Genomic DNA, 13214 nt, shown 5'->3' on the forward strand with positions numbered 1-13214 from the left:
AAACTGCTGTTTCTATCGCGAGGCTCACATGGCAAACTGCATGCACTCGACTTGAGATACCTAGACTTTCGCCGCCCTCAACCGTAGCGCATTCCCGATCACCGAAACGGAACTCAATGCCATCGCTGCGCTCGCGATAATGGGGCTGAGAAGGATACCCAGCCACGGGTAAAGTACACCGGCCGCGATCGGGATGCCGATCACGTTGTAGGCGAACGCGAAGAACAGGTTCTGCCGGATATTTTTCATCGTACCCACACTCAGCGCACGCGCCTTCGCTATGCCGCGCAGGTCGCCCTTCACGAGCACCACGCGCGCGCTGCTCATTGCGACATCCGTCCCGGTTCCCATCGCAATCCCGACATTGGCTTGCGCAAGGGCAGGTGCATCGTTGACGCCATCGCCTGCCATTGCGACGATGCGCCCCTGACTCTGCAGTTCCTGAACGTGCCTGTATTTGTCCTGCGGCAACACGCCCGCTTCGACGCCGTCGAGAGCGAGTGCCTTTGCGACCGCATTGGCAGTTACCGGATTATCACCGGTGAGCATGATGATTTTCACGCCGGATTCGCGCAGCAGCCGGATCGCTTCGGGCGTTGTGCTCTTGACCGAATCGGCAACCCCGATGCAGCCTGCCAGCTTTCCGTCGATCGACAGGTACATTACGGTCTGCCCTTGCTCGCGCAGCTTTTCCGCCCGTTCGTTCAGCGCCGCCAGGTCGACGTGGTTATCCTCCATCAGACGGGCATTCCCAAGCAACACTGCATGACCGTCGAGGGTGCCCGCGACACCTTTGCCGGGTACTGCGCCGAAATCCTTCACTTCCTGGATCGCCGCATCGGTGGCCTTCGCCCGGGCGATAATCGCCTGTGCAAGCGGATGCTCGCTCAGCCCTTCGAGACTCGCCGAGTAAGACAGCACATCGGCCTCCGATATGCCGCCAAGCACTTCGACAGCCTGCACCTGCGGTTTGCCTTCGGTCAACGTGCCAGTCTTGTCGACCACCAGTGTGTCGATTTTTTCCATCATTTCGAGCGCCTCCGCATCCTTGATCAGCACGCCCTCCTTCGCGCCCCGGCCGACACCAACGATGATCGAAACGGGTGTCGCCAGCCCAAGCGCACAGGGACACGCGATAATCAGCACGCTGATCGCGACCACCAGTGCATGCGCAAGCGCCGGCGCCGGCCCAACAAGTCCCCATACCGCGAATGACAACGCAGCGATTCCCAGGACAGCGAGCACGAACCATCCGGATACCTTATCGGCCAGCTTCTGGATCGGGGCGCGCGAGCGGCCCGCATCGGCGACCATCTGGACGATCCGCGCGAGCAGCGTTTCGCTGCCAACCTTTTCCGCGCGCATCAGGAATGCTCCAGTCTGGTTCACGGTGGCACCAGTGACCTTGCTACCGGCCCCCTTCTCGGCAGGTATCGACTCACCGGTAATCATCGACTCGTCGATGATCGATTGCCCTTCGATGACCACGCCGTCAACCGGCACCTTCGATCCGGGTTTCACGCGCAGCACATCGCCGACCACCACGACATCAAGTCCCACTTCCTCTTCGGTGCCGTCCGCCTTGACCCGGAATGCCGTGTTCGGTGCAAGACTGATCAGATCGCGGATCGCGCTCGAAGTCCGTGACCGCGCGCGTAACTCGAGCACCTGACCAAGCAGAATCAGCGTGACGATCACCGACGCCGCTTCGAAATAGAGCGGAAGGTCGTTTCCCTGCCGGAAAGCCTGCGGCAATTGCGCAGGAAAGAATAAGGCGAAGAGACTGAAAACATAGGCAACCGCGACACCCAACCCGATCAGGCTGAACATGTTGAGTTGCCAGGTGACGAACGAGCGCCAGCCGCGTTCCAGAAACGGCCAGCCCGCCCATAGCACAACGGGCGTCGCCAGCAACGCCTGGGCACACTCCGACCACGTCACCGACATCAGATGCGGCCACGCCAGATTGGCACCAAGGCGATTGATAAGTGCGCCAAGGTCAAGCGAGGGCAGCATTGCCCCCGTAGTGATCCACAGAAGCGGGATCGACAGCACCAGCGCGACCCAGAACCGGTGGGTCATCGATTCCAGTTCGGGATTGCGCTCCTCCGTCGCCGCCGGCATGACGGGTTCGAGCGTCATCCCGCAGATCGGGCAGTTACCCGGTGCCGGTTGGCGCACCTGCGGGTGCATCGGACAGGTATAAACGACACCGGCTTTCCTTTCGATCGCCGACTGAACCACCGGTTGGCGATGATCCGACACATGGACATATTTCGCCGGCTCCGCCCTGAAGGCATCGCTGCACTTTGTACTGCAAAAATAGTAGGTCGTCCCGTCGAATTCGGTAGAACGCGCGGTGGCTGAATTAATGCGCATTCCGCAAACAGGGTCCCGGACATCGCCCTTCGCAGCATCTGCAGCGTCTCCGGCAAGTGTTTCCGGGTGGGAGTGATGGACAATGTGTTCGTCTTGCATGGGAACTCCACTCAAAGGTCACTGCGCGTGCATCACAGGCTACCTCAACCGGGCTGGCGGGCGGCCGGATGCAGCGTGCCCCTCTCTCCCAACCTGGCCATGCTTGCCCGAACTGTGCCCTGCCATGGCGGCAGGCGACACCCCCCAAGAGCAACGTTGGCATGCGCTGAATCCAGGTGCTGCGATCAATGTGCAAGACACGCTTATGCATTGTCGGCCCCAATTACCCCTTCAGCTTGACTCACATCAAGCCATATCCCGGTGCCCATGAAACCGGCAGCAACCCGCTCTTCGCGAGCCGGCCCTACAAGTTTTCAATAGCCTGAGGTGCCAACGTCCGGACAGGTCAATCGGGTGTTCATACCGGCGTTCGACGGGCCTCCCCCTTGTGCGGCACAGTGGATCAAGCGGATGGGTCAGCGTCGGCTCGACCCGGCCGGCGGCCCTCCGTCGCTGGTCTTGCCTGCGTATTGACCGGGCGCGGCCCGGAATTTGCCGTGGCAGGAAGCGGAGCAAAAATAATACGTGCGGCCCTGCCATGTCTCGTTCGCCGCAGCGTCGCCGCTTTCCAGCGGCATGCCGCAAACCGGGTCGGTGACTTGCATATCGATATCCTCCTGTTCAGTAGAAAACGATGTCCGCTGCCGCAGACACATGAGTTACGCCGCGATGCCTACTCCACCTGCTTCCTGTCCTTTACGCGTGGCGCGTGAGACAGTACACCTTTCGCAAACGGTGCGTTATCCGCTTTGCCCCGACTTCTGAACATTTCCGGCGCAAGAAGACGTGGCACGCGTGCGCTTGCGAAAAGGCCAGCGAGAACGACTACGGCGGTCAGCGTGAAAGACGCGTTGGGGATGAAGGCAACGCTGAACAGGATCCCTGCGATCGCCGAGCCAACCGACTGGCCGAGACTCGCAGCCGAAGTCTGCCAGCCCAGCGCGGTACCCTGCCTCTCGCCGGCGCTTAGTGAGATCCAGTACGTGGCGATAGGGGAAATGATCCCGGCGCTGCCTGCAACAAGCGCGACGACGACTGCCATGGCAACGCCGCTGGCTGCATAGGGGACGGCTGCCAGACTCGCGGCGAGGATGATCAGCGCCGGCGTGAGGAACCAGCGTGTGGCCTCAGGCTTGACGAGCGGGGAAAATACCAGCGATTGGGCAATCAACATGACGAGACTGCACTCGGTAAACATCAGGCCAATCGAGGCCGTTGTCATGCCGAGAATTTGCGTATCGCGCAATGACAGGCCGACTTCGAACGCTCCGACTGCCGCGGCTGTCACCAGAGAAATGGCGAGAAGCCGGATTAGGGGAGTGTAGCCCTTCGCGGGACCGTCCGTTACGTGCAGATCGCCCTCGCGCCGGTTCACGCCCGGCACAAACGCCCAGACGGCCAGCGCGACGGCGACGGCGAGGCCGGAGGTCACAAGAAACGGGGGCCAGTAAGCGTCGGTCGCGCCCACACGCGGCAAGAGGCGGCGCGCGGCATGCATCGTCAGGCTGCCCAGCATTGGACCGACCACGAACCCCGTCGCGCTGGCGATGTTGAGAAGCGCGAAGCGGTGAGCACGCCATTCTTTGGATGGAGCGTGGTCGCCCACAAGTGCGTAGGTGGCCGGCGCGACCGACGATGCAAACAGGCCGCCCAGCGCGCGTTCAGCGTAAAGCAGGGGAAGACTACGAACGACAGCAAACAGGGCAAGTGTGGCGGCAAACCCCACCAGCCCCAGCAAGATCGCTGGACGTCGCCCCCGTCGGTCTGCAAACTGCCCCCACAGCGGCGCAAACAGAAAGAGAGCCAGTGCGTAGGTTCCGGTCAGCAAGCCCGTGTGCCTGGAGAAAGCGGCCGGATCTGTCGTTGGGAGGATCGGCGCAAGCATGCGGGGCAGAATCGGCAACAGAAAGCCATACCCAACGGCGATCGCGAACATGGCCAGCAGTAACGGGCAAAACCGACGCCACGACAGCGGTTGGATGACAGCTTGCAGACTCACGATGCGCCCCTTGTCCGACGCCGGGTTGTAACACTCCGGATTCCACACGGGGGTGCACTTCCGATGAATCGCGAATGATTCACGGCTTGAGCGATAACTGCCACCACGACTAACTGTCCGGACGTCGCTGGGGCGGCGAACTGCGCGCTCAACAGGAGAGACAATGCGCCCACTCGCGGGCATGCCATTACGTCGTGTACCTTCCGTTTGGCTGCATCGACCAGCGACATGGTGTTGCCCCCTCCCGTCATGCGGTCAGTCAGATGAGCTGGGCTCCATTACCAGACATGCACTCGTGCTTCACAGCCGCAATACGGCTCGATTCCTGTCCCCGGCTCCCGCTCAGCGGCTTGCCGCGACAGGTGATGCTGCCGGCATGTCGCGAAGTCCGGTCGCAGTCACGCCATCGCTGGCGATTCGCCTTGCGACTGCCTGTAAATCCTCTCCGGACATCGTTTCCTTCACCAGCAAATTGCCCGCAGCCTGGATGAGCAACGTGCGGTTTGCCGTCAGAATTGAACAGGCCTTCTCTGGAACGCCGCGTCAATCAGTTCACGCACCGCCGCGTCGATGGCGGTCGCCGTCGCTTCGCCGTATTGCCGCGGGCGCCAATCGGCGCCGGCTGGCATGCCCAATGTGGAGACGCTTTCCGGCTCATAGGCGACCTGCCCGAGCCTTGAGTCCATGCCGAAGCGCACGACCATGCTGCGGGCAATGTCGCTGGCTTTGGCCAGATCATCGGCCGCGCCTGTGGACACTTCTTCGAAGATGAGGCGTTCGGCCGCACGACCGCCAAGCAGTACCGCCATCCGGTTCATCAACTCCCCCTGGTCCATCAGGAAGCGGTCTTCGATGGGGCGTTGAATCGTGTAGCCAAGGGCGGCGATACCCCGGGGAATGATCGATATTTTCTGCACGGGGTCGACGCCTGGTAGCGCCATCGCCACCAGCGCATGCCCCATCTCATGATGGGCCACGACCTCCCGCTCATGCGGATTGAGCAGACGGTTGCGCTTCTCGAGCCCGGCCACGATCCGCTCGATTGCCTGCGTGAAATCGTCCAGTGTGACGTCCTCTGCATTGCGGCGCGTTGCAAGCAGCGCGGCCTCGTTGACCAGGTTCGCCAGATCCGCGCCGGAAAAACCGGGGGTTAGCGCCGCGATGTCCGCAACCGGAACGCCAGAAGCCAGCCTGATTTTCTTCAGGTGGACCTCGAGGATTTCACAACGTCCTCTCTTGTCCGGCCGGTCCACCAGCACCTGCCGGTCGAAGCGTCCCGCCCGCAGCAGCGCCGGGTCGAGAATCTCGGGACGGTTGGTCGCGGCAAGGAGCACCACGCCGATCGAGGTATCAAAGCCGTCGAGCTCACTCAACAACTGGTTGAGCGTTTGTTCTTTCTCGTCATGACCGCCGCCACCGGGCAGAGCACTGCCCCGCGCCCGGCCGAGTGAGTCCAGCTCGTCGATGAACACGATGGCTGGTGCGTGCTGGCGTGCCTGCTCAAAGAGATCGCGCACGCGCGCGGCACCGACGCCGACGAACATCTCGACAAATTCCGAGCCCGAGATCGAAAAGAACGCCACACCCGCCTCGCCGGCGACGGCCCGGGCCAATAACGTCTTGCCTGTACCGGGCGGCCCGACCAGCAGAACCCCCTTCGGCACGTGCGCGCCGAGCCTGCCGTAACTGCGTGGATCCTTCAGGAAGGACACCACTTCCTTCAGCTCATCCTTGGCTTCATCAACCCCCGCCACGTCGGCAAACGTGACCTTGGTGTCCTTCTCGACATAGATCTTCGCCTTGCTCTTGCCGATCGCCATCATGCCGCCCGCCCCGCCTCCCATGGCCATCGGACGGATCAGGAACATCCAGACAAGAGCAAAACCGATAGCTGGCATCAGCCAGCCCAGGATCGTCGGAAGCAAGCCGGGCGAGGGTTCGCCTGAAAACGCCAGATTCGCCCTGGCGAGCTCCTGCGCAAGCCCCGGTTCGACCCGAAGCGTCGAAAAATGCTGCGGCTTGCCCGCCTCCACGTCCTTCGCCGTCACGTCCTTGTAGGTGCCGGTAATCTGAGTCGGCCCAATCACGAGATCCGTGACCTTGCCCTGGCTCACCAGCTGCTGGAATTCGCTGTAGGCAATCGTCTTGATGTGATCCGGTTTGGTGAAAAGGCTTTGAATCATCAATACCGTCAGGAACGCGGCGACGATATACAGGACGTTGATCTGATGCTCGCGCTTGATTTCCATGACCCGCCCTGATCAGTGCCGTCCCGCCGGGCCATGCGTCGAGCCGCCGCGAAGCGCGCCGAGGCGCGGCATAAACGCCGGCACATCGCCCATGTACTGGTGATACGCCGGCCCGAACTCCGCCATCGATTCCCGTTCCTCGATGCGTGCAAGTCGTGTGTACATGAAGACGAGCACGGGAAACATCGCCAGGGTCAGCAGCGTCGGCCATTGCAGCAGGAAACCAAACATGACCAGCACGAAGCCGTCATATTGCGGATGACGCACATATGCATAGACGCCGGTCGTTGCGAGCGCGTGGCGACGCTGCGCGGCGTAAAGGACCTGCCAGCCCGCAGAAATAAGCCAGAAGCCGCCACCGATGAAAACGAAGCTGAGCAGATGGAATGGACCGAAATGCGGGTTCGCCTTCCAGCCGAACAGTTCCTCCAGCAAATGGCCGCCATCGTGCGAAAACCAGTCCACCTGCGGGTAGTGGCTTTGAAGCCAGCCCGAGAGCAGATAGATCGTCAGCGGAAAACCATACATTTCCGTGAACAGCGCAATAAGGAAAGCGCTGAACGCGCTGAAGGAGCGCCAGTCCCGCTTCGTCTTCGGCTTGAAGAAGGTGAACGCAAAGAGGATAAAGATGGCCGAGTTGACCACGACCAGCAACCACAAACCGTAAGCGGGCGGATTGTCATGCATGACAGGCTCCTGGCAGATGCCGGCAATCAGTGCTGGTGCGGGGGGGTGTTCCCCGGGCGATCCGGGTCCCCGTCCCCGGAGTGTTCGCTTTCGTCATGTCCACCGTGACCGTGGTGCATGAAAAGATGCATCAGCGGACACGCGAGGATGAACAGGAAGGGCCACCAGCCGTACAGATGTGCCCGGTGCTCGGTCACCAGATAAAACCCGCCGATGACCAGAAAGCCAATCAGTACAAGGTTGGCACGCGAGACGGAGAAGCTGCCCGCCTTGCGATCATGATTTCCATGTTCCATCTCGACCTCCGCAGTCGCAGGGCAACGAATGTAGTGAGCCCAGACTATGCTCCGGTGAAAAAACACTCTTGATTCAGATCAACCGTCATGGTGCGCAGGACATTCTCAAGCGAAAGGGTGACCGCGATGGGTGGCCGGAAAACTCGCAGCGCTGACCTGCGCATTCGTCATCGACAGCACGTACCCAGTGCATCGAATGGCGTCGCCAAGGGTTATGTCAAGAGCAAACACGCGCTATGACCCATCCGGGGCGTTGCCCGGTTGCGCGACCATCATTGGCCGGTCTCTTCACTCGCTGCTCATGCTGTGAGCCGCGTCTCTGCGCGACCCGGGCGGCCTGGATCACAGTATTGCAGGGCTGTCCGGCAATTCGTTTGCGGAGTCCCGGCACGCGGGAAAGTGCCGCTTCAGGAGCTGGGCGACCGCCTGAACCCCGCTGATCGCACCCTCGCGGTACGTACCCTGTCGAAAAGCCTCTTCCATCGTATGGCATATCGTTTGCCATTCCTGCGCCCCGACCCTCGCGTGCACGCCCCGATCGGCGACGATCTCGACGTCTCTATCGGCAAGCAACACGTAAATCAGCACGCCGTTGTTGTGCTCGGTATCCCATACCCGCAATTGCGAGAAAACATCGACAGCGCGCTCTCGCGCCGACTGCCCGTTAAAGAGTGCCGTGCTGTGGAGCGCACCTTCGATTGCGAAACAGACCTCACCGACGTGCTCCGCATCGCAAATCCTGATTGCCTGCTCGATCGCGATCAGGGTGTCACGCGGAAACGCTCTGTTGACCTTTCCACGAGTGGTGAAGAGATGTCCAACAATACGCTTGATATTCATCTCACCACCTGCCTGACGCGCCACCGCCACCGAAGCCGCCACCGCCACCACCGAATCCGCCACCGCGCCCGCCGCGTCCAGATCCCCCGCCACGACGCCCGAGGCCGTAGGTTCCAATGTAGCCTCCCATCCCGCCGCCGATCAGTGTGAAGACGAAGGCGATCACACCTGCGACAATCGTTGCCGCGAGGCCAACGGCCAGCAGCCAGGCAACCACTGCCACCACACCGCCAGCGATGGCCGCTCCTGGCAATCGGCCGAACATGGAACGCAGGGCGCTGCCAAAGACGATCGCCAGCATGAAAATAACGGGCGCAAATCGCCAGATGTCTGGTGGACCTTCTCCTTTTTGAGACTGCGGAGGCGGCAATGCTTCCCCGTCAGCCACCCTGATCATCTGATCGATTCCTGTGGTAATCCCGCCAAAGAAGTCACCGTCCCGGAACCGCGGCACAATAATTTCGTTGATGATCCGGTTACTGGTTGCATCAGTGAGCGCACCCTCCAGGCCGTAACCGACCTCGATGCGCAGCGTACGGTCATTTTTCGCGACAATGAGCAATGCGCCGTCGTCGACCTGCTTGCGTCCCAGCTTCCATTGTTCAACCACGCGCATCGAATATTGCTCAATGGTCTCCGGCGCGGTGGTGGGAACGATCAGAACGGCGATCTGGGTACCCTTTCTGCTCTCGAACGCCTGCAGCGTCTGCTCGAGCTCACTTACCTGGTCACCTGTGAGCGTACCGGTCTGATCGGTGACACGGGCCGTCAGAGGCGGCACGGCAACCTGCGCCATGGCAACCTCGGAGCCGCACAGCGCCAAGCCGGCGACCAGCGCCAGAAACACTTTAAGCGCATTCAATTGGTGGCTCCCGCCGGTGGCTGCGCTTTATCCGGCGCTGCACTGAAATCGACGCGCGGTGGTTTGGCGATTTCCTGCTCGTTGACGACCGAAAAGTTGGGCTTTTCCTGATAGCCGAACGCCTTCGCCGTGAGATTGGATGGGAACGACCGGATTGTGACGTTGTACGCCTGAACCGCCTGGATATACCGGTTACGGGCAACGGTGATCCGGTTTTCCGTACCCTCAAGTTGCGCCTGCAGGTCCCGGAAGTTCGCATCCGACTTCAGTTGCGGATAGTTCTCCGAAACGACCAACAGTCGGGAGAGCGACGAGGTCAATTGTCCCTGGGCGGCCTGGAATTTAGCGAATTCTTCAGGATTATTGAGCACGTCAGAGGTCACCTGAATCGAACCAACGCGAGCCCGCGCTTCGGTCACCTGGGTGAACACGTCACGCTCCTGAGCGGCGTAGCCTTTGACGGTGTTCACCAGGTTAGGCACGAGGTCAGCACGACGCTGATACTGATTGACAACCTCGGACCAGCTCGCCTTAACCTGTTCATCCTGAGTTTGCAGGGTGTTGTAGCCGCAACCCGCGAGGCTTAGCACGAGGAGCGCTGCCAGGACAACCCATATTTTTCGCATTCCGTATCTCCAGCGTTATATCGGCAACCCGATGGTTGGCCGGCACCCGATCCGTCTTATGCAACGACTCCCAAAACCCCGAAGGATCCTGTGCCATCGAGCAAACACGCACGATCCGACACCTGTACCATCCATCGTGCGGTCGTCACCGCCCGTGCAATTTGACCTGCCTCAATGAAAATCCCCGTTCCGCCTCACATAAGTGCAAACCGGGCGCATGAAATGACTTCACGCCACGCACCGCCTCGCGCTCCGCTCGGGCGATGACCAGCCATTGGCGGCCAGAATGAAAGTACGGCCGGACGCTTGACCTGGATCAGTCCGTCAGTCCGGCACGTGACTAGGCTTGTTTGCATGTGTTGGCCGCTTGCGCCGGAGTTGACAGATTCCTCCATCGCAGGGGGAAATTTTTGTTCCGGATGTTCGCGTATCCCTTCGTGGTCGCTTGCGGCCTGGTGGCCGCGAGGTTGCTTTCCGGGCGCGATAACCTCCTCTATCCGGAATAAGGAAGGGCGCGCGGTGCGAACCACGTTGGGATACAGGTGAATTCTGATGTCGTCGCGTGCCACACCTTATTGATCGTTTACCGGGTCGCCGACGCACGTAAATCAGTCCATGGATCCGCACATCAAAGGTAAGCGTCTGATCTGTACCGTTCCCCCGCCTTGCGTAGATGATGCAATCATCGCCTGCGACGGGCACGAATGACCGACAGTGTCCACGAACAGCGGAGAATGGACACGGTGTCTCAGACAGTCGAGTTACCCGCCAAGCGCCAGAACCGACGGCATCCATTGGAGTGGAAACGATCGGTCGTTGAGCAGACGCTTGAGCCCGGCGCCGCGGTCGCCCGGGTTGCCCGCGAGAACAACATCAACGCCAACCAGGTGTGGGCCTGGCGCAAACTTTACGCTCAGGGTCTGCTAGTTGAGGACGCGCAGACGCAGACCATGTTGCCTGTCATAGTCGACGCACAGTCCGACCGATCGACAGTTCAGGCGCCGGATGCGCCAGATGCTCCCGCACCCGCCGTCTCTGCAAAGGGCAGCATTCAGCTTCAACATGGTAATACGTTGCTTCGGATAGAAGGCGTGCCTGACGCGACGATATTGCGCCTGGTCCTCGAGCGGATTCTTAGATGATCGGCCTGCCTGCAAACACCCGGATCTGGATCGCTGCGGGCGTCACTGACATGCGCGCCGGCTTCAATTCGCTCGCCGCGAAGGTGCAGACGGTGCTTGAGAGAGACCCGTATGGAGGCCATGTTTTTATCTTCAGAGGCCGCCGCGGTGACCTTCTGAAGGCGTTGTACTGGAGCGATGGCGGCCTATGTTTACTTGCGAAGCGTCTTGAGAAGGGGCGTTTCGCCTGGCCCCGCGCCGACGCCGGAGTTGTGGCTCTCACGACGGCGCAGCTAGCGTTACTGCTCGAAGGCTTTGACTGGCGAGAACCCGTCGACGCAGCACGCCCGCGCAGCGCTTTGTAAACGTCTGTTACCCGATGATCCGTGTGCACCAGATGGTCGTAAACTGTCGCAATGGATCTGGCCGATACCGACCTGCCCGACGACATTGACGCGCTGAAGGCGCTGGTACGCGCGCATGCGGCGTCGGCCCATGCAAACGCGCAGCGGGTCGCTGAACTGCAGGATCAGCTCAGCTCTCGCACGATCGAGATCGAACATCTGAAGCTGACGATCGCAAAGCTTCGCCGTATGCAATTCGGTCGTAAGTCCGAGAAGCTGGAGCGTCAGATCGAGCAGCTTGAGCTACGACTTGAGGACCTTCAGACCGACGAAGGTGCGGCCGCCCAGGCTGACGCGAAGAAGACGCAGCCACGTCGCGAGAGCACCGGTCGTAAATCACTACCCGATCACCTTGAGCGAGAAGAGCGCGTACATCTACCCATTGATGAGCACTGCCCAGGATGTGGTGGCGCGCTCAAGCCGCTGGGCGAAGATGTGTCCGATCAGCTCGAATACGTGCGTGCGCACTTCCGCGTCATCCATCATCGGCGCCCCAAGTTCGCCTGTTCGTGCTGCGACTGCATCGTACAGGCCGCGGCGGCGAGCCGCCCAATCGATCGTGGTCTTCCGGGGCCGGCACTGCTCGCACATATCGCCACATCAAAGTTCGCGTACCACATCCCGTTCTACCGGCAGTCCGTCATGTACGCGCGCGACGGCGTCGAGATCGAACCGGGCACCATGGGCCACTGGCTGGGTAGTGTGACGTGGCTGCTCAATCCATTGGTCGACGCGGTGCGCCGCCACGCACTTGGCGGCGCCAAGGTTCACGGTGACGACACGCCGCTGCCGGTGCTCGCGCCCGGCAATGGCAGGACGAAGACAGGCCGGCTCTGGGTGTATGTGCGCGACGATCGGCCCAGTGGTTCCCTGGAAGCTCCTGCGGTCTGGTTTGCCTATACACCGGATCGTCGCGGCGAACATCCCCAGCGACATCTTGCCAACTTCCAGGGCGTACTGCAGGCAGACGCATTCGCCGGTTACGCGGAGTTGTACGTCGGTGGTGCGATTCGAGAGGCAGCGTGTATGGCACATGCACGACGAAAGCTGCACGATTTGCACGCTGTGCGGCCATCGCCGATTACCAGCGAAGCATTGAAGCGCATCGGCGCACTCTATCGCATCGAAGAGCACATTCGTGGGAAGCCACCTGAAGAACGACGGCGCATCCGCCAGGCGCAAGCCGTTCCGCTGCTTGATGACATGAAGCGGTGGTTCGAGGCGACGCTTCTCACACTCTCCGCGAAGTCCGACACCACCAAAGCGATCCAGTACTCGTTGAATCGCTGGCCCGCGCTGGTCTATTACTGCAGCGATGGTCAGGCCGAAATCGACAATCTGATCGCGGAGCGTGCATTGAGGGGCGTGGCGATCGGGAGGCGGAATTTTTTATTTGCCGGCGCAGACTCAGGCGGGGAGCGCGCAGCCGCCATGTACAGCCTGATTGGTTCTGCCCGCCTGAATGGCATTGACCCCGAAGCCTACCTGCATTACGTCATCGAACGCATCGCCGATCACCCAGCGAACCGGATTGACGAACTACTACCCTGGAACGTCGCCCCCTTGCTGCCCGCCTCCGCACACATCGATCCAATCCGCTAGCAGTCAAGCCGGTCGTGCGTCAACATCAATCGTGACGGTGCCGATCGAAT

General features: G+C 61.0%; 11 protein-coding genes and 1 pseudogene. 3 read left to right on the forward strand and 9 right to left on the reverse strand.

The window, feature by feature from the left end:
• Positions 1-60: 60 nt before the first annotated feature.
• The 9 genes and pseudogenes from NE850_RS00590 to NE850_RS00630 all read right to left on the reverse strand — a co-directional run bounded on the left by NE850_RS00590 (position 61) and on the right by NE850_RS00630 (position 10037).
• Positions 61-2478 (reverse strand): heavy metal translocating P-type ATPase, encoded by a 2418-nt coding sequence (locus NE850_RS00590; protein ID WP_310698246.1) that lies wholly within the window; start codon positions 2476-2478, stop codon positions 61-63.
• A 416-nt stretch (positions 2479-2894) separates the two neighbouring features.
• Positions 2895-3083 (reverse strand): YHS domain-containing protein, encoded by a 189-nt coding sequence (locus tag NE850_RS00595; protein ID WP_310698247.1) that lies wholly within the window; start codon positions 3081-3083, stop codon positions 2895-2897.
• 68 nt (positions 3084-3151) lie between these two features.
• Positions 3152-4477, reverse strand: a complete 1326-nt coding sequence (locus tag NE850_RS00600; protein ID WP_310698248.1) for an MFS transporter — start codon at positions 4475-4477, stop codon at positions 3152-3154.
• A gap of 342 nt (positions 4478-4819) precedes the next feature.
• Positions 4820-6726: pseudogene (ftsH, locus tag NE850_RS00605) on the reverse strand (ATP-dependent zinc metalloprotease FtsH).
• Positions 6727-6738: 12 nt separating this feature from the next.
• On the reverse strand, positions 6739-7413 hold the full coding sequence (locus tag NE850_RS00610) for an isoprenylcysteine carboxylmethyltransferase family protein (protein ID WP_310698249.1): 675 nt from the start codon (positions 7411-7413) through the stop codon (positions 6739-6741).
• Positions 7414-7439: 26 nt separating this feature from the next.
• Positions 7440-7589, reverse strand: coding sequence for a DUF2933 domain-containing protein (locus NE850_RS39375; protein ID WP_405044786.1), 150 nt, complete (start codon positions 7587-7589; stop codon positions 7440-7442).
• 462 nt (positions 7590-8051) lie between these two features.
• On the reverse strand, positions 8052-8549 hold the full coding sequence (locus NE850_RS00620; RefSeq protein ID WP_310698251.1) for a TPM domain-containing protein: 498 nt from the start codon (positions 8547-8549) through the stop codon (positions 8052-8054).
• Between the two features lies 1 nt (position 8550).
• A complete protein-coding gene (locus NE850_RS00625; protein WP_310698252.1) occupies positions 8551-9411 on the reverse strand; it encodes a YgcG family protein in 861 nt (286 codons plus the stop codon).
• Positions 9408-10037 (reverse strand): LemA family protein, encoded by a 630-nt coding sequence (locus tag NE850_RS00630; protein ID WP_310698253.1) that lies wholly within the window; start codon positions 10035-10037, stop codon positions 9408-9410. Before NE850_RS00630 ends, NE850_RS00625 begins: the two co-directional genes overlap by 4 nt.
• Positions 10038-10771: 734 nt before the next feature.
• Between NE850_RS00630 and tnpA the strand changes: the two genes are divergently transcribed.
• Genes tnpA through tnpC form a run of 3 tightly spaced genes read left to right on the forward strand, consistent with a single transcriptional unit; the run spans position 10772 to position 13164 of the window.
• Positions 10772-11179: an IS66-like element accessory protein TnpA gene (gene tnpA, locus NE850_RS00635; RefSeq protein WP_310698254.1), complete on the forward strand. Its 408-nt coding sequence runs from the start codon at positions 10772-10774 to the stop codon at positions 11177-11179.
• Positions 11176-11523, forward strand: coding sequence for an IS66 family insertion sequence element accessory protein TnpB (tnpB, locus tag NE850_RS00640; protein ID WP_310698255.1), 348 nt, complete (start codon positions 11176-11178; stop codon positions 11521-11523). Before tnpA ends, tnpB begins: the two co-directional genes overlap by 4 nt.
• A gap of 51 nt (positions 11524-11574) precedes the next feature.
• Positions 11575-13164 carry an IS66 family transposase gene (gene tnpC, locus NE850_RS00645; protein WP_310698256.1) on the forward strand — a complete coding sequence of 530 codons (1590 nt, stop codon included), beginning with the start codon at positions 11575-11577 and terminating at the stop codon, positions 13162-13164.
• Positions 13165-13214: the final 50 nt, after the last annotated feature.

The sequence above is a fragment of the Paraburkholderia sp. USG1 genome, from assembly GCF_031570135.1.
Lineage (GTDB): Bacteria > Pseudomonadota > Gammaproteobacteria > Burkholderiales > Burkholderiaceae > Paraburkholderia > Paraburkholderia dioscoreae.

Bases quoted from the DNA above. Each gene is read 5' to 3' on its own strand.
- tnpA (WP_310698254.1), top strand. From the start codon at position 10,772: ATGGACACGGTGTCTCAGACAGTCGAGTTACCCGCCAAGCGCCAGAAC.
- NE850_RS00620 (WP_310698251.1), bottom strand. From the start codon at position 8,549: ATGAATATCAAGCGTATTGTTGGACATCTCTTCACCACTCGTGGAAAG.
- tnpC (WP_310698256.1), top strand. From the start codon at position 11,575: ATGGATCTGGCCGATACCGACCTGCCCGACGACATTGACGCGCTGAAG.
- NE850_RS00590 (WP_310698246.1), bottom strand. From the start codon at position 2,478: ATGCAAGACGAACACATTGTCCATCACTCCCACCCGGAAACACTTGCC.
- NE850_RS00610 (WP_310698249.1), bottom strand. From the start codon at position 7,413: ATGCATGACAATCCGCCCGCTTACGGTTTGTGGTTGCTGGTCGTGGTC.
- tnpB (WP_310698255.1), top strand. From the start codon at position 11,176: ATGATCGGCCTGCCTGCAAACACCCGGATCTGGATCGCTGCGGGCGTC.
- NE850_RS00595 (WP_310698247.1), bottom strand. From the start codon at position 3,083: ATGCAAGTCACCGACCCGGTTTGCGGCATGCCGCTGGAAAGCGGCGAC.
- NE850_RS00630 (WP_310698253.1), bottom strand. From the start codon at position 10,037: ATGCGAAAAATATGGGTTGTCCTGGCAGCGCTCCTCGTGCTAAGCCTC.